Below are 23045 nucleotides of genomic sequence, written 5' to 3'. Positions count from 1 at the left end.
GGCGCGAAGGCTACGGCGTATGCGCATTGGCAACGAATCGGCCGGGGGAGTCCATGACCGCGCGCGTGAAGGCACCAATGCACTGCTGCAGTGCGGAACGCGGATTGAATGCATACGTGCCGTCACCGAAAAGCTCGAAGGTGAAGTGGCCCGCGTATCCGTAACCGTCCAGCGCCGCAACATAGCCACTCAGCGGCAGCTCACCGTCACCCCAGGCTAGGTGCCCCGTCGGGCGGCCGTCGACAAGGTGCACATGCCGGACAAGGGCACCGAGATTGTCGTGGTAATCCGCCACAGTCTCCCCGGCAGCTGCCATGGCAACGGTGTCCAGGACAGCACCAAGATTACGTGCAGCGACGTCGTCGATCATGCGGCGCAGCGCTGCTGAGTCGTTCACCAGGTTTGATTCGACCCGTTGCAGGGGCTCCAGAACACAGTCGACTCCGAGAGTGCCGGCGTATGCGGCGATCTCGCCTACGGCGTCGACCGACCGCCGCCACGCCGCATCCACGCTCTCGTCCTCGAAGCCGCGGCCCGGCGTAAGAAAGAGCAACGGTGCCTGAAGTTCCGCGCACACCTCGGCTGTCCGGCGGAACAGGGCGATACTTTGCTCGCGCAACCACGGGATGGGCGAGGCGATGTTGACCGGGTACATGACCTGCTCTGCGGTGACGCAGTGGACCTGGAGACCGCGCTCACGCAGTTGGCGGCGGATGGTTCTCAGATCGGTCGCTGAGAGCTGCGGAATGTGGAACTGGGGAGCGATGCCCCATACTTCCAGCCTCTCCCTGTCGAGGTCCACCATGTCGTCAAGGAATGTCTCGAACGGCAGGTGCTGGTATGCGAAGTTGGAGCCGGTGATTCGGTCTGTCGACAGATTCGAGGTGCCGTCGGTGAACTTACTCGCCGATAGATTACTTGCCGATTCCATCGGCGAGTCCTTTCACGAAGTACCGCTGGCCGAGGAAGAAGAGAAGAACCACGGGGACAGCGGCAATCACCATTCCGGCGAAGACCACCGGATAGTCGGTCCCGTGCTTGCTCATCAGGCTGGTCAGGCCCACCGGAAGGGTCTGGACGCCTGTGCCGCTGGTGAAGACCATCGCGAAAAGGTACTCGTTCCAGGCGAACAGAACGTGCAGGATCACCGTTGAGACGATGATCGGCTTGCACATGGGCAGGATGACCCGCCAGAAAGTGGTCCATTGAGTGGCTCCGTCCACTTTGGCGGCCTCATCGATCTCGCGGGGCAGATCGATCATGTATGCCCGGATGAGGAAGGTAGTGAACGGGATGCGAAACGCGGTGTAGAGGATCAAAAGCGCCCAGAAGGTGTTGTATAGGCCCAGGCTCTGGAACATTTTCACCAGTGGAACGAGCGCGACGGCGGGAGCAAGCATGAGCCCACCGAGAATCGCCGTCACGATAGCCCGGTTGAATGGGATGTTGACCCGTGTCAGTCCGTAGGCCGCCCACGCGCTGATGAACACCGTCGCGATGGTTGAAGTGACGGTCACCAGGACGCTGGTCATCAGGTAGTTGCTCACGCCCCTGTTCCAGGCGTCCGCATAGTTCTGCCAGTCCCAGGTCAGCGGGAGCGCAAAGGGATTGCCGAAGAGCTCGGAATTCTGCTTGAAGCCGTTCAGCACCATCCACAGCAGCGGGTAGATCACTACTACCGCCAGGCCGAGGAGGAAGGTCCACATGAAGACCTTCGCGATAATGCCGAGGAAAGAGGATCGGGTCACCATTCCACTCTTCTCCTGTGTGTGATCCAGAGCTGCGCGAGAGCGATGACGAGGGTGACCAGGAAGATCACCATGGCGATCGCGGCCGCGTAACCGAAATCGTTGCGGACAAAGCCACTGCGATACAGCCAGGTAGCGAGCACCTGGGTGGAATTGTTCGGACCGCCGCTGGTCATGACCATCACCTCGTTGAAGACCTGGAACGCTCCGGAGATGGTGACGATGGTCATCAGGCCGGTCATCTCCCGCACCAGCGGCACGGTCACCGTGAAGAACCGGCGAATGACCCCGATCCCGTCAATGGAGGCGGCCTCGTAAAGCTCCGACGGGATGCGCTGGATCGCGACGGCGAACAGGAGGGTCGAGTAGCCGAACCCCTGCCACTGGCTCATGGCGATCACCGCAGTCATGGCGGTGCTTTCCTGGCCAAGCCAGGGCTGGGTCAGAGCCTCCAGGCCAATTCCGCTGAGCACATAGTTCAGCAGGCCGAGGTTCGGTTCATAGATGAAGTAGAAGAGAAGACCGGCGACCGTGAGCGAGATGGCAGACGGGACAAAGTAGACAGCCCGCAGCGCACGCCGCCAGCGCTCCCTGCGCACGCTTTCGATGATGGCGGCCAACGCGAGCGCTCCGCATACCTGGAAGACGATTGAGATCGCGGCGTACAACCCGTTGTTGCCCAGTGCTGACCAGAAAATCGGATCGTTCATCAGCTTGACGTAGTTGTCCGCGCCGACGAAGGTCTGGCTACCGCTGTAGATATCCCATTCGACGAAGCTGAACCCGAAGTTCTGGACCAGCGGCAGGTACACGAAGACGGCGAGGAGAACCAGAGCGGGCAGCACCCAGGCGAAGCCCAGAACCCGTTTGAACCCTGACTGCCGTGCCGATGGACTCGTCCCGGACGGGGAGTGGGGCCGGGGCACCCGCTTGGTGCGGGTGCCCTCCACGGTCAGCATGGGTTACTTCGCCGAGTTGGAGGCGTTGCGCACGCTCTCGAGCACCTCTTCGGGTGTCGAGCTACCGCTGATGATCGCCTCTCCACCCGCAAGCCACGCGTCAGCAACTTCCGGAACGGTCACTGTATCCAGCCAGACGACGATCTGGCTTGCGTCGTTGACCTGGCTGATGCCGTCGTTGACGGCGACACTTGAGGTTTCTGGCGTGACCGCACCGAGGACGGTGCTGGGCTGACCAAATGGCGGTGACGAGAGAGTTGCGGCGCTCTCGGGAGCGGTGACGAACTTCATGAAATCCACGGCCAGTGCCGCACGCGGAGACTTGGCGTTGATGAGGTATCCCTCGGGTGAACCTTCGATGGCGTCCGGGTCCCCTTCGGCCCCTGCCGGCACCGGCAGCTTGAAGATCCCGAAGTCCTCGGGAGTAAGCGCATTGCCGTCCGCCGTGACGGTGTCGAACTCGAGAATCTCCTGGTAGTACATGGCGGCCGACCCGCTTGCGAGTGCTTCCTGCGCTGTGGTGTACAGAACGCCGTTGGTGCCGTCGCCGCTGTCAGTGCATTCATCGACCAGCGTCTTGAACTGTTCGAGCGAAGCGACATATCCCTGGTGATCCAGCGTGGCGGTCTCAGGGTTGAAATCAGCCTGCAACACATCGGCCGGCACGTTGTAGGCGAAGAGCTGCTGAAGATAGTGCAGCCCCGGCCAGCCGTCCTTGTTACCGAATGCTATGGGCTCGAAGCCGGCCTCCCGAAGAGGGCCGCAGCTCTCAATGAGCTCCTCGAACGACGTCGGAACCTCAATTCCCGCCTTCTCGAAAGCCGCCTTGTTGTAGCCCATGAACTTGCCGTTGTTGTAGAGGGGGACACCGAAGTACTTGTCGTTGTACTTGAAAGCGTCCAGTGAGGCTTCGCCGAAGCTGCTTCCCCACTCGGTGTCCGGTCCTATGACGCCGGTAAGGTCCGCAGCGAGCCCGCCGGTGACAAAGTTCTCGGCCCAGTCGCCCGTCCAGCTGAAGTAGATGTCCGGCAAGGCTCCCGAGGCGGTGAGCGTCTTGGTCTTGTCCTTGATGCTTTGGTCCGTTTCCTGGATCAGCTCAATGTCGACCTCGGGATGGAGCTCGGTGTACTGAGCCGCCAAATCTTCGAAGTACGGCTGCAGCGGCTCTCCGGCGAACTTCGTGAGGATGCTCAGGGTGCCGGAGTACTCGGGCTCGGCGCCTACATCGGCGACGGCGGTGGTGGACTGGTTGGCGCATCCGCTGAGTCCCAGCGCCGAAGCCATAACGAGCGCGATGGTCGCCAGGGAATCTCGTTTCTGCATGGTGGTCCTTCATGTTGGACGAGCGGGGCCGTGAACCACCTGAGTGAGTCATCAAACCCGCCGTTGGATGTGAGAACAGGTACTGCGTGATTTCGATGACTATACAGAGCATCTGGTACCGGTACCAGAGTTTCCCGAAAATAATCCCGGAATCTTTCCGGTGGTCAAGTGGGAGCCCACTTCTCCCTCTGAGAGTGGCTGGTTCCTGTGCCGGTGTATCAATTCTGGAGAGTCGCATCTACTGGATCCCTTGACGTGCTTTATTTGGTGTGCCAGCATCAGTCATGGCTGATACCGGTATCAGAAAAGCCTTCCGCTACGACCGGTTCTCCTGTCGCCTACCCCTCCCTCCGAAAGGAAAATGATGCTCGGTTTTGACGAGTCAGCATTCCGCAAGCAGATCGCCAGTGCAGTGTCCCTACGCCCGAACATCGAGGAGCTGGTCAGCTCCCTTACCGCGAAGGACGTCAGCAACGTTTTCCTTATCGGTGCCGGTGGGACCTATGCAGCCATGTGGCCCTATGAGCACCTCGCACGCCGGCACTCGACTCTCCCGGTAAAGGCCGCCATAGCCGCGGAGCTGATCGTGTCCGGTGACGCGACCCTCGGTGAGAATTCAGTGGCAGTGTTTGCCTCGGTCTCCGGAACGACGGACGACAGCCTGCGCGCTATCGAGTACTGCAAGCAGCGCGGTGTCTACACCGTGGCGTTCACCGGTTACGCGGATTCTCCCATCGCACAGGCGGTCGATGCCGCACTCATCTCCGAGCCGAAGACCTGGCCCTTCGACATGCAGATGCTGCTCTTCATGACCCGGCTGCTGTCCGAGCGTGGAGAGTTCGCCGGCTACGAGAAGTTCGCCGATGAAATGGCAGGTCTCGACAACGTCCTTGTTGAGGTCGCCCGCCAAGCGGAACCGATTGCAGCCGCTTTCGCCGATGCACACGCCGATACTGACTACCACTTCCTCGTTGGTGGCGGAAACCTCTGGGGCTTCACGTACCTCTACTCGATGTGCATTCTCGAGGAGATGCAGTGGCTGCGCACCACCCGAGTGCACAGCGCCGAGTTCTTCCACGGATCACTGGAGCTGCTGGAGAAGGACACGAGCGTCATCATTTTCCAGGGCGAGGACGAAACGCGGGCGCTCACGGACCGCGTCGAGGCATTCGCCAAGAAAGTGTCCGACGACGTCACCGTCTTCGACACCAGGGATTACCCCCTGGAGGGCATCAGCGACGAATTCCGCGGACTCCTTGCGCCGGCGGTTCTCGATACGGTCACCGGTCGAGTCAGCAAGCACCTCGAGCGGGTACGCAACCACTCGCTGGACCTCAGGCGCTACTACCGGGTTGTCGAGTACTGATTCATACCAGACTGGGCGCCTGTTCCGCGGAGCAGGCGCCCAGATACCAAAGGGCGGTTATGGAGCACATAAATCACTGGACAGGTGAGGTTTCGTGAGGGTTCTGGGATTCGGGGACAACATCGTTGACCGGTACCTCGATCGGGGAATGATCTATCCCGGCGGCAACTGCGTCAATTTCGCCGTGTTCGCCCGCCAGCTCGGGGCACAGTCCTCCTACCTGGGAGTGTTCGGATCGGATGAACACGGACAATTCCTCCGGAACGCGATCGAGGCCGAGGGGGTGGGTACTCACCGGTCACTCGTCAGGGACGGGCCGAGCGGAGTCTCATCCATCAGCATCGTCGAGGGAGACAGGGTGTTCAGCGGTTGGAACGGCGGGGGCGTGACGGTATCCGACCCTCTCGAACTCGACGAGGACCTGCTGCGCTACGTCGCAGAATTCGACCTGGTCCACTCGAGTGTTTACTCCCGCTCCGAGAAAGAGCTGATGAAGGTCCGAGCCTCCGGCCCCCTGGTCAGTTATGACTTTTCAAGCGAAGAGGAGTTTCGCACCACGGACTACCTCGCCGCAGTGTGTCCGGCTATCGATCTCGCGCTCATCTCCTGCTCCAACCTGTCGGACCCGGATACCCGGCGGCTGCTCGCTGCCCTGGTGGAAGAGGGCGCCGGCATGGCGCTTGGCACCCGCGGCTCATCAGGAGCGCTCGTCTATAACGGCCGAAACTTCATCGGCGCCCCGGCAGCCCCCATTCCTGCAGCAGAACAAGCGATAGACACCATGGGTTGCGGAGACGCTTTCCTGACGGCCTTCGCCGTCGCCCTCGTCGCGGAAGGATGGGGACGCTCTACGCGCCCCGAGGATTCGGCGATACGGCGGGCGCTCGATGCCGGCGCCGCTTTCGCCGCCCGGCAATGCCTGGTGGAGGGCGCGTTCGGCCGAGGTGTCGCCGATTCCGGCATCGCGGTTACGATGTGACATGCTGACCCGGATGCGCCGAATTATCGACAGAATTATCAACAGAACGGCAGTGTGAATGGCGGCTGAACGTGATCGCAGCGTGGCGCCGCCAACAATTTCCGAGGTGGCCGCGGAGGCAGGAGTGGGCCGCGCTTCGGCCGCCCGTACGCTGGGCGGGTATGGCTATGTCAGCCCGGAGCTGAGGGAACGCGTCCTGGCTGCCGCCGAAAAGCTGGGCTACCGGGCCAACGCGCTCGCGCGAAGTATGTCGACCGGCGTGAGCCACACCCTTGGTCTCATCGTGGCGGACATCGGCAACCCTTTCTTCGCCGGGGTCACCAGGGGGATCAGCGACTTCTCGAGGCAACGGGGCTTCGACACCATCGTGTTGAGCACGCACGAGGACCTGGAGGAGGAGAAGGCAGCAGTCGGGGTTCTGATCGACAAACGCGTCGATGGGATGATCATCGCCTCGGCGGCCGTGGAGCGTGACGATGTCGCGCACATACAGGATGCGGTTGCCCGTGGGATACCCGTGGTTCTGGTCGACCGCGCGGTCGAGCATCTCGCACTCGATTCGGTCGTGATCGACAACCGGGAGGCGAGCCGCCGGGCAGTTAATAACCTGATCGAGCATGGCCACAGGCGCATCGGTTTCATCTGGGGACCGCCGATCAGGAAGCCGGTCACCACCAGGCGGGCGCTGGCCGCTGCGGCCGCCCGAAACCTTTGGACTGACGGCGAGCGGCTCCGCGGTTATCTGGACGCACTTGACGACGCCGGCATGCCTTTCGACGCCGACCTTGTCATGACCGGACGCAAGACGGAAGAGAACGCAGCCGCTGCCGTCACCCGGATGCTGGCCCTCGACGACCGCGTAACGGCCCTGTTCTGCACGGAGAACGACGCGCTGACCGGTTCCCTCCGCGCGATCAGGGCGAGCGGGCTCAGTTACCCCTCGGACGTATCGCTCATTGGGTTCGATGACAGCTCGTGGGCGGCCGTCATGGAACCTCCGCTCACGATGATCGCGCAACCGATGCTGGAACTGGGAGCGCGCGCGGCCGAAACCCTTTTGAACGAGATCGAAGGAGCGGTTCCTTCACGCGCCATGCACACGCTCGAAGCCCGTTTTATAGAACGCGCGTCGGTGGCCAAGTGCAGCGTGTGAACTATCGCTGGTGCTTTTCGCGCAGGTAGTGCAGCTGCGCCGCCACCGACTGTTCCGCTGCGCGGCGCACGGAGGGATCGACGTCGGCATACACCCGGTCGGTAACGGGGCCGACGTCGGCCTCTTCAGCGGTCAGGTCGAGCGCCAGGAGCGCGGCGCGCACCTGGTCAAGCCGCTCCATCCTGTGGGCACGGTATGCGCGGGCGGCGGCGCCGAGATCCGGCAGCGGAGGTCCGTGTGCGGGCAGTGCCGCCGCGCCGCCCAGCGATTCAAGCGTGTCGAGGGAGCGTAGATAATCACCGAGGGTTCCATCCGGATAACTGAGCACCGTCGTGCCGCGTCCCAGGATGGTGTCCCCGGTGAGGACGGAACCGTTGGGGCCGTCGTCGGGCAGGTGAAAACACAGGGAGTCCGCGGTGTGTCCAGGGGTAGCTACAACCTTGATCTCGACTCCGGCTGCGGACAGGATCTCCCCGTCATCGAGCGGGCGGCCGCCATGGCAGCATCCGGGACTAGCCGCTCGAACCGGCGCGCCGGTCAGCTCGTGGAACAGGGCACTGGCCTCTGTGTGATCCCAATGATGATGGGTGATAAGCACCAGTTCCACCTGGCCTGCCGATTGGAGTGCGGTCAGGTGCGCGTCGTCAGGCGGTCCCGGGTCAACCACCACCACCGCTGGTGAATCAGGAGCAGCGATGACATAGGAGTTTGTTCCGTCCAGGCTCATCGGCCCGGGATTGGGTGCAAGGCGGTAGCGTGTGAGCGGACTGCTCCGGGTCAGGCCGTCCTCCGGATGGGGCACCGGCTAGCGGACCGTCTCACGGATCTCGCCGAAGGGAACCTCGGAGGAGACTTCAGCCTGGGTGTCAGGCCCCAGATTCGTGGTGATGAGGACGCCGTGCTCACCGCCGGCGATGGACTGCTTGAACACAGGAATCAGGGCGGCGGCCGTGCTGTCGTCCAGGCCTGCAAGGTAGGCGCGGTAGGAATCGGGAAGCTCTGAGTAATCCGTCATGGTCCCCAAACTACGCCCGCGTGCGTCCCGCAACAACCGCCGGACTTCTTGATCCGACACCTGATCGAAGGTGCGGTACGCGCTGCCGACCGCAGGTAGGTTAGTGGCGGCCCATGGACTGATCAGCTCATCCACCAGGCCGCTCACAACTTCAGTGGCAGAGGCAAGAAAAACCGGCGCGGCAGCGACGATGCGCTGTGCGTCGGCCTTGCGAAGAGCAGCGACCGCGGCGAGCATCGTGGCGCCGGTAGCAACGCCGTCGTCAATCAGCACCACCGTCCTCCCGGCGACGGCCAGCGGCGCCATGCCCTGCCGGTACAGGGCTTCACGACGCTGTAGTTCGGCGTGCTCACGCTCCGCGACGGCAGCGAAGACCGTGTCTGCGTCCCGCACTTTGGCTAGCACATGGGCGTTCCGGACCGTCTCGACGGAACCTCCGATCGACGCAAGAGCCCCCATCGCGAGCTCCGGAAACGAGGGGACGCCGACCTTCCGGACCATGACCAGGTCCAACGGTGCGCTGAGCGCTTCAGCCACCACGGCGGCGACCGGAACACCTCCTCGCGGCAGAGCCAAAACGAGCGGTTCGAGGCCGGTAACCGATGCCTCAAGCGCAGCCGCAAGTTGCCGGCCGGCGTCCGCTCGGTCGGCGTATCGGTGTGGTTCCTCGTGAGCTTGCTTCATCGTGGGCGCCGGTCGTGAGGGGGTCTTTCATTCGAGCTTAGAGGATGATAAACCGGCAGTAGCCTTAGCAATCCAAGTCAGACGAAACCGAAGAGCAGGAATAGCAGGAGAAATAACAGGAGAGAGGTACGTCATGGCAGAGCGGGGAAACACAACCCACGGTCCGCAGGTGGACGACCAGATGAAGCACGAAACCCAGGGTTTGGTGCAGGGCAACCACCCAACCAGGGCAGAGGACTGGCGGGAAACCGAAACCGTGGATGACAGCGACAGCACCGAGGCGGACGATCAGCCCGTCTATGTTTCGCAGGATGATGACCGCAACGCTGATGAGGAGGCGCAGTGACCAATACCCTGCACACGCTTGCAGATGTCTATCGGAAGCCCGGGCCCTGGGTAACCATCTACACGGATGCGAGCACCGGGAATGTCGATTCGCTTCACGCCGACGACGTCCGGCCCGAAAACATCGCCTCGGCACTTGAGGAGGCAGGGGCCACCAAGGACGACCGCAAGGCCGTCGCGGAGGCGCTCCGCCGGTCCGCGAAGGGCCTGCCGGATCCCGTGGCGCGGCTGATCGTGGTGGCGAATGGTTCGGTGGAACTGGATGAGTTCCTGCCCGGGCCTCTCGCCCTACCGGAGTTTACTTCGGTCAACGAGGTGCCGAACCTGTGCCCGCTGCTGTGGCACCGTCCGGACGACTTCGCTTACGTTGTGGCTGAAGTGGGGCGCGACGGCGGTGAGATCCACCTGCGCCGCGCAAACGGACTGCAGGATGACAGCATGACCCACATCGAGGGAGACACGGAGAACCTCAAAAAGGTTCCGAGCGGCGGTTGGTCGCAGGGCCGCTACCAGCACCGCACCGAGAACATCTGGAAGGCGAATGCTGCTGACATCTCCGGGGAAATCGACAAGGTTGTCCGCAGCTGCCGCGCCAGGCTTCTGGTTGTCGCAGGGGACATCCGTGCCCGCAACCTCGTGGCCGAACAGCTCAGCGAGCAGTCCAAGGACATCCTCACCGTCGTCGAAAGCCATAGCCGTACGGAGGGAGCGGACAAGGAAGCGTATGCACAGGAGATCAACAAACGGGTAGCGGAATGCATTGCGCGCCGGCAGGCGCAGCTGCTGGAACGGCTGAACAACCAGAAGGGACGCGCAAACCCGGAGTCAACCGAAGGCATCGGCTCGGTGGTGCATGCGCTGCAGCAGGCGCAGGTCGACACTCTCCTCCTGGAAAGCCAGGGCCTCAACGGTCACCGGCTGCTGGCCTTGGGCTCGGAGCCGTGGACCGCCGAGATCGACGGCGAAACCGCTGGCGCCCCCGTGCTGGGTGAGGTGCCGGCGCCGTCGTCGTTGTTGCGTGCTGCGGTACTGACCGACGCCGAAGTGGCGCTGTTCCCCTCCGGCGCGCTCGACGGCGGACCGGTGGCGGCGTTGCTGCGCTGGCCAGTCGGGCCAACGGTACCGACAGCCGGCTGATGGCGGACCGGCTGGTAGCTGACGGCGTTGTTGAGCGGTTGGCGGCGTGGGGCGTCGATCGCGTGTTCGGTTACAGCGGTGACGGGATCAACCCGGTGCTCGGCGCGCTTCGGCGCGCCGGGTCACCGGAGTTCATCCAGGCCCGCCACGAGGAGAACGCCGCCTTCATGGCGGTTGGCCATGCCAAGTACACCGGCCGCGTTGGCGTGGTGCTCTCCACGCAGGGCCCGGGAGCCGTGCACCTGCTCAACGGCCTGTATGACGCCCGGATGGACAGCGTGCCCGTGGTTGCATTGGTGGGGCAGCAGAGCCAGACCGTACTGGGTTCTGCGTACCAGCAGGAAATCGACCTGCAGAGCCTGTTCAAGGATGTTGCCTCCGGTTTCCGTCAGCAGGTCAACAGCCCGGACCAGGCGCCCATGGTGATCGACCGCGCCTTCAAGGCAGCGCTCGCAACCCGGTCTCCCGCCGTCGTCATCCTGCCCCACGACGTGCAGCAGGAGCCTGCACCCGAACTGGAACACGAGCACGGAGTGATCCCGTCCGCTCCGCTGTGGAGCCGTGGGACCGTGATCCCGCAGGAGCAGGACGTGCACGACGCCGCCGCCCTCCTCAACGCGGGATCAAAACTTGCGCTGCTTGTTGGGCAGGGCGCGCGGGGTGCGCAGGCGGAGGTGGCGGCACTCGCTGAGAAGCTGGGCGCCGCCGTCGTAACCAGCCTGCTCGGCAAACTGTACGTCGACGAGACCATGCCGTGGGCGGCGGGCACCATGGGCCATCTGGGGACAAGCGCCAGCGGATGGGCCATGGCCAACTGCGACTCCCTGCTGATCATCGGATCCAACGACCCATGGACGGAGTTCTATCCGCCGCCGGGAGCCGCCCGCGCGGTGCAGATCGACAGTGACGCCAAGGCCATCGGAAACCGCTACCCCGTGGAGGTGGCGGTGACGGGGGACGCCGCCGAGTCACTCCGGGCGCTGCTGCCGCTTGTCCACGAGCGTCTCGGGTGGCGGGGCGAGGTCGAACGCCACGTCGACGCGTGGCGGACTCTTTCCGAAGCGAGGGCCTTCACCGCTGCCAGCCCCGTGAACCCTGAGCGGGCCATCCGTGAGCTGAACGGGCGGCTCCCCGGGAACGCACAGGTGGCGGTCGACGTCGGCAGTTGCGTCTATTGGTACGCGCGGCAGCTGCACCTGCCGCCGGGAGTGCCGGCACATCTTTCCAGCACGCTCGCGAGCATGGGTTGCGGTCTTCCATACGGCCTGGCGGCAAAGCTCTCTGCGCCGGACCGGCCGCTGGTGGTACTCACCGGCGACGGCGGCTTCCAGATGACCGGGATGGCCGAACTCATCACCGTCAGCCGGCTTTGGAAGTCCTGGACAAACCCGGTCTTTGCCATCTGCATCCTCAACAACCGTGACCTGGCCGAAGTCAGCTGGGAACAGCGGGAAACCGAATCTGAACCGCGCTTCGGGGACAGCCAGGAACTGCCTGACGTGGACTACTCGGGGTACGCAAAGTTGCTCGGCCTGGACGGGGAGCGGGTTGAGTCTGCTGATGGCGTCGGGCCGGCCTGGGACCGCGCGCTTGCCGCTGACCGTCCCTATGTGCTGGATATCCGCACGGACGCCGATGTGCCGCTGCTTCCGCCTTTCCCCGCCGGCCAGGAACTGGCCAAATCAATGGAAGAGGCGCTGGAAACGGAGGGAAACTCCCACGCCCTGGAGTTGCTCCGCGAGTACGTCAGGCTGGAGGCGGAGTCGCAGCCGCGGGACTGAGCTACGCCCGTCGCTCCCGCCGGTAGTTGCGGAACGTCAGCAACAGGCGGTGCGCCGTGATGACGAGCGCGAGCCACGCCAGTCCCAGCGTCCACGCCACGGCGACATCGGTGACCCAGTGGTGCCCCAGGTAGACACGCGTGAGTCCCATGATGAAGGCAAAGAGGACGGCGGCAGTAATGGTCAGCGCCCGCGCCCGCTTTGAATGCTGGCGCAGCACCAGCAGGTACGCGGTGATCCCCGAAATGACGACTGCGTTCAGGGTGTGACCGCTGGGGAATGACGGTGACATCTCGAACGGCGGCACCGCGTATTGGAGGTCGGGCCGCAGCCGCCCGATGGCATCCTTGCCGAGGACCGTCATCAGCAGGGAACCTCCCGCGGCGACAACCATGAGAATCAGCGGCGTGACGGACCGGCGGACCAGGGTCAGCGCGAGTACTGCACAGGTAGCAAGGATGGGCATGCCGATCGGTCCGCCCAGATGGGTGAACGCTGTGGCCGCACCATTGAGCCAGGGCTCGCGCAGCTCAAGCGCGGCGTTGAGTGCAGGCCGGTCCAGGGCAGCGATCCCGTCCTCCTCCACCACCGCCTCGTAAACCTCCGCGGACGCAACCGTGAGGGACACAGCAGCGCCGATGCCCACCACGAGCAGCAGCAACAGCGCCCAGCGCGGCCCGATCCACTGCGCCACACTCCGGACGCACGTGACGAGGAACCGGCCGAGCGGGGTAGTCCACCGGGTAAGGTCTCGCGTGCCGACGTGATGGTCTTCGTTCTCCGGGTCCTGGAATGACATCCTTCGAGGTTAGCAACGCGGCCCGAACCCTGCAGGGCTGCGAACGCGCCGGGCGTAGGCTGGCCACCATGTACACACCGGTCCAGAACCTGCTGCGCGGACTGCCCGTCTTCCCCACAGACATGGCCTCATTCAACACTGCTGCCGCCCCGAATTCTCCGCTGGACCTGTTCACCGACTGGCTCAGCGCCGCGATCGACGGCGGAGTCCCCGCTCCGCACACAGTCACCGTTTCAACGACCGACGACGACGGCCATCCCGCCGCCCGCGTTGTCATCCTCAAGGACCTCGACCAGCGCGGCTTTTCCTTCGCGACCAGCAGCGAAAGCCCGAAAGGCCGACAGCTGCGGAATACACCGCATGCCGCCCTGACTTTCTTCTGGCAGTCAGTCGGCAGGCAGGTCCGCGTCAGTGGCACCGTGACGCCAGGAACGGCGGCAGAGAACGACGCCGACTTCCGCCGTCGTCATCCCAGCGCACGTGCCCTGGTGCTCGCCGGCGAGCAAAGCGCAACTATCCGGCCCTCAGAGTCCGTGAGCGCCGCCGTCGAACGCGAACTGGAAGGGATCGAGGACAAAGGCTCTGCGACGTGGACTGTCTACACGGTGGCACCTGAGCGGGTGGAGTTTTGGCAGGCGGACCCGGAGCGACGCCATACCCGCCTGCTCTACGTGCGCAGCGGCGAGGGCTGGCGGCGCGAGCTCCTCTGGCCCTGAAGTTTTGTGCACCTCCGGTGACTCCACTTCGACGGAAGTCACCGGAGGTGCACAAAACTTCCGGTTGAACGCTAGTGGCCGAAGGAGTCGGAGTCCGTGATGTCGCCCTCGCCGGTGTCCAGAGCCGAGAGGAACTCGACTTCGTCCTGGGTGAGTTCGAACCCGAACAGGTTGATGTTCTGCTTGATGCGCAGTGGATTGGCGGACTTCGGGATGGCCACCAGTCCCAGCTGAATGTGCCAGCGCAGCACAATCTGCGCCGGAGTCATGCCGTACTTGTCCGCAAGCTGATCCACGGCGGTACTCTGCAGCAGGTCACTGCCCTTGCCCAATGGGCTCCATGACTCGGTCACGATCCCGTGCTTGGAGTGGAAGTGCCGTGAGTCCGGCCGCGTGTGGCGCGGGTCGAGCTGGATCTGGTTGACCTCCGGAACGAGACCCGCGTCGAGGACCCGCTCGAGATGGGCGGGCTTGAAGTTGGAGACGCCGAAGGCCCGGATCAGGCCTTCCTCCCGCAACCCGGCGAGTCCTTTGACCGCGTCCACGTAGCGGTCCTGCTCCGGGTTGGGCCAGTGCACCAGCAGCAGGTCGATGTAATCGACGCCCAGCCGGGCCGCACTCTGCTCGAAGGCTTTCCGGACGCCGTCCACGCCGTGCCACTGCTTGTTGAATTTGGTAGTGATGAAGACCTGGTCCCGCTCAATCCCGGACCGCCGGATTCCTTCCCCGACCCCGGCCTCGTTGCCGTAGTTCTCCGCGGTGTCGAAGAGGCGATACCCGACGGACACTGCATGCTCGACGGCGGTGGCCGCCTCCTCATCATCAAGCGGCCAGGTGCCGAGACCGAGCACCGGAATGGATGCACCGCTGAGGAGCTCTATGGTTGGTGCCGCTGCGTCAGTCATGTTCTCCTCGTATCGTTCGGGTGTGCAACTTCTTCCCAGCTTTCTAGCTGGGACCATGATGCGTCAATCCGGCGACCGATTATGGCCGGAAGAAACGGTGGTGCCGGAAGGAACCTGAGGGCAGACTGGGACCGTGAGTCAAGGCCACAGCCCCTGGGTGCTGCACGTCGATCTGGACCAGTTCATTGCCGCCGTCGAAGTGTTGCGGCGGCCCGAGCTGGCGGGCAAACCGGTGATCGTGGGCGGCCGCGGAGATCCGACCGAGCGGGCCGTGGTCTCCACCGCGTCCTACGAGGCCCGTGCGTTCGGAGTGGGGTCCGGCATGCCCCTGCGCATCGCAGCCCGGAAAGTGCCCGACGCCGTGATTCTGCCAGTGGACTCCGAGGCGTATCTGGCCGCTTCCGACACCGTTATGGCGGCGCTGCGGGCCCAACCGGAGGCCACCGTTCAGGTGTTGGGGTGGGACGAAGCCTTCGTCGGTGTGACAACCGATGAACCCGAAACCTACGCGCGGCGGGTGCAGCAGGCGGTGCTGGACGCTTCGCAGCTGCACTGCAGCGTGGGGGTCGGAGACACTCTGGTGCGGGCTAAGGTTGCTACCGGTTTCGCCAAACCCGCCGGCGTCTTCCGTCTCACGAAGGAGAACTGGCTGGAGGTGATGGGTAGCCGGCCAACCATTGACCTGTGGGGCGTGGGACCGAAAGTATCCCGCCGCCTCGCGACGCTCAACATCACAACGGTTGCTGAGCTCGCCGCCTCCAATCCGGGTGACCTCGTTCCTGAGTTCGGCCCGAAGATGGGTCCCTGGTACGCGCAGCTGGGACGCGGGGACGGCGAGCGGGTGGTTGATGACACCCCGTGGGTTGCCCGGGGGCACAGCAGGGAAACGACCTACCAACAGGATCTGACCGAGCCTGCACAGGTCGATGACGCCGTACGGGAGCTCGTGGCCCATGTGCTTGAGGATGTCATCGCCGAGGGCCGGCCGGTGATCGGGCTGACCCTCAAGGTGCGGTACGCGCCCTTTTTCACCAAGACGTACTCCAAGCGGATCCACGAGACGTTCGATCGCGATCTGGTGCTCGCCGGCGCGTTCGACCTCGTTGCGAAGATCGAGCCCGCTCGGCCGATCCGGCTCCTTGGTTTCCGGGCCGAAATGTCCATGCCGGAGGAAGCACGAAAGGGACATACGCCAACGCGCAGCGGTTGGTGAGTGCGCCGCCGTCGTGCGCTTGACCTGGAGCCTGCTCCTTCAACAGCAGCGGCTCCCCGGAAGCGGAAGCAACCGGGGAGCCGCTGGTCATGCGATCGAGCGAAGGTAACTAGGAAACCGTGACCGGTTCCTTGCGCTCGGAGACGCCGCGTACCGCTGCGTCGAACTCGGCTTCGATCTCCGCGTTCGGCTTCCAGGTCAGGCGGCTGATTACGACGGCGACAATCAGGTTGGCGAAGAACGCCGGCACGATCTCATACATCGTGGCCGCCAGCGGGGAATTGCCCCAGGCGAAGACGACGACGGCGCCGACGATCATCCCGGACAGCGCGCCCGGCATGGTTAGCTTCCGCCAGAAGAGCGAGAGCAGCACGGTGGGGCCGAAGGACGCACCGAAGCCTGCCCAGGCGAAGGCGACGAGCGCGAGGATCGATTCGTTGCGGCCCGAGGCGAGGACGATCGCGACGATCGCGACCACCAGCACGCCGAGACGGCCGAGGATGACCCCCTGCTTGGCGGTCAGGTTCCGCTTCGAGACCATGTTGTAGAGGTCCTCAACGAGCGCGGAAGAGCACACGACGAGCTGCGAGGAGATGGTGCTCATGATCGCTGCGAGGACGGCCGCGAGGACAATGCCTGCCACGAAGGGGTGGAAGAACGCCTGCGACAGCGCCAGGAACACGGCCTCGGGGTCCTCGAGCGTCAGCTGCGGGTTCTGCTCGAAGTACGCGATGCCCACAAGGGCGGTGGCAACGGCGCCGAGAACGGTGAGGATCATCCAGCTGATGCCGATCCGGCGGCCGGCCGTGGCATCCTGCGGGGAACGCAGCGCCATGAAGCGGACGATGATGTGCGGCTGGCCGAAGTAGCCAAGGCCCCACGCTGCGGCGGAGATGATGGCGAGGATGGACCCGCCGGCTACGAACTCGAGCATCGACGGATCGATGGCGCGGATGGAGTCGGTCATGCCGGTGAATCCGCCAACCTGAACGAACCCGATAATCGGAACGACGATCAGCGCAATGAGCATGAGGATTCCCTGCGCCACGTCAGTGAAGGTGGCTCCCATGAATCCGCCGAACAGCGTGTAGGAGATGGTGACCGCTGCAACCAGGATCATGCCGAGGGTGTAACTGGAGTTGAAGGAGGACTCGAAGAAGACACCGCCTGCAACCATGCCCGAGGAGACGTAGAACGTGAAGAACACCAGAATGATGACGCCGGAGACAACGCGGAGAACGCGTGAGCGGTCCTTAAGCCGGTTTTCCAGGAAGCTCGGCACGGTGATCGAGTTGTTGGACACCTCGGTATAGCTGCGCAGCCGCGGAGCCACGAACTTCCAGTTCAGCCAGGCTCCGATGGTCAGGCCAATGGCAATCCAGACCTCAATCAGGCCTGACAGATAGATAGCGCCCGGCAGTCCGAGCAGCAGCCACCCCGACATATCGGAGGCGCCGGCGCTGAGCGCAGCTACCCCGGGCTTGAGGCCGCGGCCGGCGAGCATGTAATCATCGAGATCGGACGTTTTCCGGTACGCGTACCAGCCGATTCCCAGCATGGCGGCCATGTAGAGCGCCATGGCAAGGTATTGGAAGGTCTGGTCAGTCATGGGTTCCTTTCACAGAATTCTTGGAACTGGCTGAGTGCAGCCGTCCACTATTCCAAGCCAGCACCCAGTTTGGCTAATAAAGTGACCTGGTTCACCGTTATTTCTGCACAAAAAAGAGAAGTTACCCGCGGGTAATATAGGACAATGCACCTGTTATTTCGGACCCTCTGGCTTCTGTTTGCCTCACGCCGCCGGGCGAAGGTGAGCATCTGGGATTCAACCTCCCTCCCGCAACGCGTTCAATTGACGGACATCGACATTGCGATGCACGTGAACAACGGCATGTACCTCTCCCTGATGGACCTGGGCAGGTTCGACCTCATGATCAGAAGTGGCATCTGGAAGCTCATGCGCCGTAAGGGCTGGACGCCCGTGGTCAACGCCGAGACAATCACTTTTCGGAAGTCACTCCAGCTCGGTCAGCGCTACACCATCGAGACGCGGATCATGGGCTTCGATGAGCGCGCCATCTACTTTGAGCAGCGCATGGTGCATGGCGGCGAGATCTACGCCCGCGCGTACATTGCCACCCGCCTGCTCAGCTCAAAAGGACCGGTGTCGAATGCCGAAATCTTCGAAGCGATGGGCAATCCGCCGGCGGACATGGCGCTTCCGGAGTGGATTCATGAGTGGCGCATCAATACCGCGCTCCCCAGCACCCGGCGTCCTGCCCTCCACGACTGGGTTCGCTGAGTGCTGGGTCGGTGAAACTGACGCTGCTTAGGTTCCGTTGAGGATGGCGCTTGCCACTACGAAAATCAGCACCGCGGCAATCACCACAATGATGCCGGCGAGCATGACTGTGCTGATTTTCTTCTGACGCTTCGGTGAGAGTTTGGCGTCGTCGTTATCCTTCTTGCCCGGTGTCTGGCTCATGGCTCTCCCTACTCGCGGTGCGGTGTCCCCTCCATCCTAGGAACCGCCGGCCGTAATGGGAAGGATGCTTACTAATTTTCAGCGGTAGTTCCGGTGCAGATTTTCTCCGCCGGCTGTGCCCACCGGGTGATCGGCAATCCAGGGGCCGGTTCCTTCGGACTGGTCAAGGACGCCCTCTTCAAGCCACGTATGGCGGCCATCGAGCACCTTCCCCGCGAGGCGCGTGTCCGCGTTGTCAGTGTTCCTCCACAGGTCGGTGAAAAGCTGCTCGATCCGCATCCGAGCTTGCCGACAGAACACCTCGGCAAGCTCGCCTGCCTCCCGCCGGCCCTCCCCCTCAAGGTGCTTGGCATGGGAGCACGTAGCCGCCATCGCAAACAGTTCCGCTCCAATGTCCACAATCCTTCCGAGGAACACCTGCCGGTGCTCAAGCTTCGCCTGCCACCGCGCCATGCCGAGGAAGGTGTGGCGGGCAAGGCGCCGGGATGACCGCTCAACGTAACGCACATGCCCGGCGAGCCGTCCGAAATCGGAGTAGGAGCGCGGCGACAAGCCGGGCCCGGCAAGAAGGCGCGGGAGCCACCCCGCGTAGAAACTGCTGGCGCCCGCCGCCGCCTTCGCCTTCGCTTTGAGGTCAGCGTCCGGCGACGCCAGGTCACCTGCCGCCGCAAGGTGCGCGTCGACTGCCTCACGGGCGATGAGCAAGTGCATGATCTCCGAGGAACCTTCGAAGATCCGGTTGATGCGCAAGTCCCGCAGCTGCTGTTCCACCGGGACGGCCCGTTCCCCGCGCGCCTTGAGGGAAGCTGCGCTCTCATAACCTCGACCGCCGCGGATCTGCATCAGTTCATCAGCGATCCGGTAGGCCATTTCGCTGGACCACAGTTTCGCCAAGGCAGCTTCAATACGAACATCTTTCTGCCCGGAATCAGCAAGTGCCGCGGAGAGTTCGAAGACGGACTCGAGGGCGAAAGCGGTTGCCGCGATGAAGGAAATCTTCTGTGCGACTGCCTCGTGCCTGCCGATGGGCCGGCCCCACTGGACGCGTTCGCTTGACCATTCACGCGCAATCTTCAGCGACCACTTGCCTGCGGCCGCGCAATTAGCGGGGATGGAGAGCCGCCCGGTGTTCAGGGTGGTGAGCGCAATCTTGAGTCCCTGGCCTTCCCTGCCCAGCCGGTTCCGGATTGGAATTTTGACGTTCTCGAACCGGGTAACACCGTTCTCTATGCCGCGCAGGCCCATGAAGGCATTCCGATGCGTCACCGTGATCCCCGGAGCATCCGCCTCCACGACGAAAGCGGAGATGCCTCCCCGACCGCCGCTGTGCGGAGGCACTTTCGCCATCACCACGATCAGCTCGGCAATCACTCCGTTGGTGGTCCAGAGTTTGCTGCCGTTGAGAACGTAGGTGCCGTCGTCGTCGTTACGGGTTGCTGTTGCGTTCATGCGGGCGGGGTCGGATCCGACGTCCGGCTCCGTGAGCAGGAAGGCCGAAATTGCGCCGGATGCGCAGCGGGGGAGGTACTCCTGCTTTTGCTCGTCGGTGCCGAACATACGCACGGGTTCAGGCACTCCGATGGACTGGTGTGCTGAGACCAGCGCACCGAGGCTGGGGTGAACGGAGGTGAGCAGCATCAGTGCGCGCCCGTAGTAGGCCAGTGACAGGCCCAGACCACCGTATTCCTTGGGAATTTTGATGCCGAAAACGCCGAGTCCGGCGAGGTCCCGAAGGTACTCGTCCGGGATTCGCGAGTCCCCCTCGATTCGCTGACCGTCCATCGTGGACAGCAGCGAGGTGAGCTGCGCGAGGAAGTCCCCGCCGTCGTCGTCGGCATGTGAAGAAGCATGTGAAGAAGAGGGGTGCGGGTGTATGAGGGAGATGTCGCAGCGGCCCAGATAAAGGCCTTTTGCAAAGCTGGGCCGGTTCCATTCCGTTTCCCGGGCGGATTCTGCCACCTCCCGGGACGTGCGCTCGTTGACGTTGTCCTGAAGTGCTTCGGCGCTCATGGCAGCCCCCTTCAACGGCAGGCTCCGCCAGCCGGAACCCGGCCATGGGTAAATGCTACTCCCCAGTAGGAAAACGGAATCCTACCGTCACAATCCGAGTTAAAAAGAACGGTCCTTATCATTTCCCAAGGAATGTCCAAGGTGCACGACGCAACCTTTCTGAACCGAGCCGGTAGTAAGCATGGTTTCGGTCTCACACGAGGGAGCCCACAATGTCAATCCATCAACCGGCGGCTGGTCCCGCCACGGGGCGCCGCACGCATCATCCCAAGAATGTCACTGCCTCGGTGTTGGCAGGCGCGATGCTGGTCGTTGCGCTTGCACCGCTGGCAGCCGCACCGGCGAATGCCGCCCTGTCCGGCGTAGGGCCGGTCAGCACTGAACACGGTTTTCCGGAGTGGTACGACGACGGCGACGTGAAACTCGCACTCTGCTACGTCGACGGCTGCCTCGAAACCCTTCCTGACCCCACCGCAGCACCTGTCCAACCGAACTTCCCCGGCGAGGCGTTCTGGTTCGCTGCCGGTGCAACGGTCGGAGATATCGGCTCATACGAAGCGGCGCTGGAAGCAGCGCATGCCAATGAGGAAGCCATCGACGGCGACCAGATCGGGTTTGCCCGGCTCCGGTTCCGGTTCAACGGTCTTCAACCCAACACGGCCTACACCATCACCCACCCCTACGGTGTGGATGTCTTGACCACCGACGCCCTGGGCGGGATCAATGTCACCGAAGATGCTGGCGAGTGCCAGCCGGGAGACGCCTGTAACTGGGCGGGCGTGGGCAACGCATTCCTTGGTGATGCGGCAGGGCAATCAGCGAAGTTCCTGACACAGGTCGGAGCGCCGGCAGGCACCCTCGGAAGCATCGAAACGGCCCGGCGCGTCACGGGTTCCGTTCTCAACACCAACTTTGTCTCGGTGGTGGGTCCGGAAGGCGAAGTAGGCAGGACTGAGCTGTTCACAGTGCAGGGCCTGATTGCCAACGTTGATACCGGTGCTCCATCCACGCCGAACCTGGCCGACGCCAGCGATAGCGGATCATCAAACACGGACGGCATCACCAGCGACACCACACCAACGTTGAACGGCACGGCTCCGGCTGGTGCAACAACAGTTGAAGTCCTGATTGACGGTGCGTCAGTAGGCACCGCCACCGTAGCCGCCGGTGCCTACTCGTTCACAACCGCAATGCTTGCCGATGGCCAGCACACGGTGCAGGCGCAGGTAGCCACCACAACAGATCCGGACGGATTGGCCACGTCGGGAACTATGAGGGTCACAGTGGACACCGCGGCGCCGACCACCACGATTGTTTCCCCGTTCCCCTCGAGCCCGGGTGCGGACACTACGCCGACCTTCAATTTCTCGAGCAACGAGCCAACGGCTACGTTCGAATGTGCGCTGACACCGTCGAACGCCATCTTCACGGCGTGCACCAGCCCCAAGACCTGGGACCAGCAGCTCAGCGGATCCCATCGGTTCGACGTGCGGGCAACAGACCGCGCCGGTAATCTTGGGGCGGCCGCAACACGCACCATTCAGATCGGCACCACAGCAACGCCACCGCCTCCTGCCGGCACGGCAGAGCAGAAGGACATGAACGGGGACGGCAATCCCGACCTCGTGGCACGCGACTCCAGCGGACGACTGTGGCTCTACCCCGGCAACGGGACCGGCGGATTCCGGGCACGCACCCTTATGGGTACGGGCTGGAACATCATGAGCGTAATCTTGCAGCCCGGTGACTGGAACAGCGACGGCCGGGCTGACCTGATTGCTAAGGATACCGCCGGAACGCTGTGGCTTTACCGCGGCGACGGCACCGGGGGAGTCGCCCCCCGGGTCCAGATCGGCGCAGGCTGGAACGTCATGACGGCTATTGCCACGCCGGGGGATTTCAATGGTGACAACCGGGTTGACCTCATCGCTCGGGATAGCAGTGGACGGCTGTTCTTCTACCCCGGAAACGGCGCACTCGGCTTCGGTGCCCGCACCCAGCCCGGGTCCGGTTGGAACATCATGACGTCGATCTTCGGCCCGGGCGACTGGAACGGTGACGGACGAGCTGACCTGATGGCCCGCGATGGTGACGGGCGGTTGTTCCTCTACCCGGGTAACGGCCGCGGCAGCTTCGCTCCACGGTCGCAGCCCGGCGCCGGCTGGAACATCATGAACTCGATCACGGGCGCCGGCCAGTGGGATGCGGGTACCACCGCGGACCTCCTGGCTCGGGATTCCAGCGGTCGGTTGTGGCTGTACCGCGGTGCCGGTGCCGGCGGCTTCTCCGGATCACGTACTCAGATCGGCAACGGCTGGAACGGCTACACCATCGTGCAGTAGCTGAACGAGTACAACCGAATAATCGAGATCCCCTCCCGTGCCGGCGGGAGGGGATCTTCGCGTGCAAGCACCAAGTCCCGCGAGC

The 23045-nt window shown here is 63.6% G+C and carries 21 protein-coding genes; 10 read left to right on the top strand and 11 right to left on the bottom strand.

Going from position 1 to position 23045, the window contains the following annotated elements; all coding sequences use genetic code 11:
• Positions 1-10: 10 nt before the first annotated feature.
• From AC1MBU_RS00450 to AC1MBU_RS00435, 4 genes are read right to left on the bottom strand one after another with little or no spacing between them, the layout of a single operon-like run.
• Positions 11-931, bottom strand: a complete 921-nt coding sequence (locus AC1MBU_RS00450; protein WP_479788086.1) for a sugar phosphate isomerase/epimerase family protein — start codon at positions 929-931, stop codon at positions 11-13.
• Positions 915-1751, bottom strand: a complete 837-nt coding sequence (locus AC1MBU_RS00445; RefSeq protein ID WP_479788084.1) for a carbohydrate ABC transporter permease — start codon at positions 1749-1751, stop codon at positions 915-917. Before AC1MBU_RS00445 ends, AC1MBU_RS00450 begins: the two co-directional genes overlap by 17 nt.
• The gene (locus AC1MBU_RS00440) at positions 1745-2707 is read right to left on the bottom strand and encodes a carbohydrate ABC transporter permease (RefSeq protein ID WP_479788082.1); all 963 of its coding nucleotides are present in this window, start codon (positions 2705-2707) and stop codon (positions 1745-1747) included. Before AC1MBU_RS00440 ends, AC1MBU_RS00445 begins: the two co-directional genes overlap by 7 nt.
• 3 nt (positions 2708-2710) lie before the next feature.
• Positions 2711-4030, bottom strand: a complete 1320-nt coding sequence (locus tag AC1MBU_RS00435) for an ABC transporter substrate-binding protein (protein WP_479788080.1) — start codon at positions 4028-4030, stop codon at positions 2711-2713.
• A 361-nt stretch (positions 4031-4391) separates the two neighbouring features.
• Here AC1MBU_RS00435 and AC1MBU_RS00430 point away from each other — a divergent pair, with 361 nt between their 5' ends.
• From AC1MBU_RS00430 to AC1MBU_RS00420, 3 genes are all read left to right on the top strand, one after another.
• Positions 4392-5396, top strand: coding sequence for an SIS domain-containing protein (locus AC1MBU_RS00430; protein ID WP_479788078.1), 1005 nt, complete (start codon positions 4392-4394; stop codon positions 5394-5396).
• 94 nt (positions 5397-5490) lie between these two features.
• Positions 5491-6375, top strand: a complete 885-nt coding sequence (locus tag AC1MBU_RS00425) for a PfkB family carbohydrate kinase (RefSeq protein ID WP_479788076.1) — start codon at positions 5491-5493, stop codon at positions 6373-6375.
• Positions 6376-6433: 58 nt separating this feature from the next.
• Entirely contained in the window at positions 6434-7528 is a 1095-nt protein-coding gene (locus AC1MBU_RS00420) for a LacI family DNA-binding transcriptional regulator (RefSeq protein WP_479788073.1), read from the top strand.
• A 1-nt stretch (position 7529) separates the two neighbouring features.
• Here the strand turns inward: AC1MBU_RS00420 and AC1MBU_RS00415 are convergent, their stop codons facing one another.
• Positions 7530-8330 (bottom strand): MBL fold metallo-hydrolase, encoded by an 801-nt coding sequence (locus AC1MBU_RS00415; RefSeq protein WP_479788071.1) that lies wholly within the window; start codon positions 8328-8330, stop codon positions 7530-7532.
• 3 nt (positions 8331-8333) lie between these two features.
• A complete protein-coding gene (locus AC1MBU_RS00410) occupies positions 8334-9227 on the bottom strand; it encodes a phosphoribosyltransferase (protein WP_479788069.1) in 894 nt (297 codons plus the stop codon).
• Positions 9228-9360: 133 nt separating this feature from the next.
• On the opposite strand from AC1MBU_RS00410, the gene AC1MBU_RS00405 reads away from it, so the two are divergent.
• Genes AC1MBU_RS00405 through AC1MBU_RS00395 form a run of 3 tightly spaced genes read left to right on the top strand, consistent with a single transcriptional unit; the run spans position 9361 to position 12490 of the window.
• Entirely contained in the window at positions 9361-9573 is a 213-nt protein-coding gene (locus AC1MBU_RS00405; protein WP_277359882.1) for a hypothetical protein, read from the top strand.
• The gene (locus tag AC1MBU_RS00400) at positions 9570-10709 is read left to right on the top strand and encodes a baeRF2 domain-containing protein (RefSeq protein WP_346027537.1); all 1140 of its coding nucleotides are present in this window, start codon (positions 9570-9572) and stop codon (positions 10707-10709) included. Before AC1MBU_RS00405 ends, AC1MBU_RS00400 begins: the two co-directional genes overlap by 4 nt.
• Complete coding sequence (locus AC1MBU_RS00395; RefSeq protein ID WP_479788066.1) at positions 10709-12490, top strand: thiamine pyrophosphate-requiring protein; 1782 nt, start codon at positions 10709-10711, stop codon at positions 12488-12490. The genes AC1MBU_RS00400 and AC1MBU_RS00395 overlap by 1 nt, the downstream gene beginning before the upstream one ends.
• A gap of 1 nt (position 12491) precedes the next feature.
• Here AC1MBU_RS00395 and AC1MBU_RS00390 read toward each other — a convergent pair whose 3' ends face one another.
• The gene (locus tag AC1MBU_RS00390; protein ID WP_277358688.1) at positions 12492-13289 is read right to left on the bottom strand and encodes a phosphatase PAP2 family protein; all 798 of its coding nucleotides are present in this window, start codon (positions 13287-13289) and stop codon (positions 12492-12494) included.
• A gap of 68 nt (positions 13290-13357) precedes the next feature.
• Between AC1MBU_RS00390 and AC1MBU_RS00385 the strand changes: the two genes are divergently transcribed.
• Complete coding sequence (locus AC1MBU_RS00385; RefSeq protein WP_346027535.1) at positions 13358-14005, top strand: pyridoxine/pyridoxamine 5'-phosphate oxidase; 648 nt, start codon at positions 13358-13360, stop codon at positions 14003-14005.
• A 71-nt stretch (positions 14006-14076) separates the two neighbouring features.
• Here the strand turns inward: AC1MBU_RS00385 and AC1MBU_RS00380 are convergent, their stop codons facing one another.
• Positions 14077-14910 carry an aldo/keto reductase gene (locus tag AC1MBU_RS00380; RefSeq protein WP_346027534.1) on the bottom strand — a complete coding sequence of 278 codons (834 nt, stop codon included), beginning with the start codon at positions 14908-14910 and terminating at the stop codon, positions 14077-14079.
• Between the two features lie 133 nt (positions 14911-15043).
• Here AC1MBU_RS00380 and AC1MBU_RS00375 point away from each other — a divergent pair, with 133 nt between their 5' ends.
• A complete protein-coding gene (locus tag AC1MBU_RS00375) occupies positions 15044-16123 on the top strand; it encodes a DNA polymerase IV (RefSeq protein ID WP_479788063.1) in 1080 nt (359 codons plus the stop codon).
• Between the two features lie 109 nt (positions 16124-16232).
• On the opposite strand, the gene putP is transcribed toward AC1MBU_RS00375, so the two are convergent.
• Positions 16233-17732: a sodium/proline symporter PutP gene (putP, locus tag AC1MBU_RS00370; RefSeq protein WP_471672323.1), complete on the bottom strand. Its 1500-nt coding sequence runs from the start codon at positions 17730-17732 to the stop codon at positions 16233-16235.
• A gap of 144 nt (positions 17733-17876) precedes the next feature.
• Between putP and AC1MBU_RS00365 the strand changes: the two genes are divergently transcribed.
• Positions 17877-18425, top strand: coding sequence for an acyl-CoA thioesterase (locus AC1MBU_RS00365; RefSeq protein ID WP_277358684.1), 549 nt, complete (start codon positions 17877-17879; stop codon positions 18423-18425).
• 27 nt (positions 18426-18452) lie between these two features.
• Here AC1MBU_RS00365 and AC1MBU_RS00360 read toward each other — a convergent pair whose 3' ends face one another.
• Both AC1MBU_RS00360 and AC1MBU_RS00355 read right to left on the bottom strand, forming a co-directional pair.
• Positions 18453-18608 carry a hypothetical protein gene (locus tag AC1MBU_RS00360; RefSeq protein ID WP_479788060.1) on the bottom strand — a complete coding sequence of 52 codons (156 nt, stop codon included), beginning with the start codon at positions 18606-18608 and terminating at the stop codon, positions 18453-18455.
• 78 nt (positions 18609-18686) lie between these two features.
• A complete protein-coding gene (locus AC1MBU_RS00355; RefSeq protein ID WP_479788058.1) occupies positions 18687-20618 on the bottom strand; it encodes an acyl-CoA dehydrogenase family protein in 1932 nt (643 codons plus the stop codon).
• Positions 20619-20830: 212 nt separating this feature from the next.
• Between AC1MBU_RS00355 and AC1MBU_RS00350 the strand changes: the two genes are divergently transcribed.
• Positions 20831-22960 carry an FG-GAP-like repeat-containing protein gene (locus AC1MBU_RS00350; RefSeq protein ID WP_479788056.1) on the top strand — a complete coding sequence of 710 codons (2130 nt, stop codon included), beginning with the start codon at positions 20831-20833 and terminating at the stop codon, positions 22958-22960.
• Positions 22961-23045 lie beyond the last annotated feature (85 nt).

Source organism: Arthrobacter sp. PTI12, assembly GCF_056679915.1.
The sequence above is the reverse complement of the archived record's forward strand: the minus strand, read 5'-3'. Positions and strand labels throughout refer to the sequence as shown.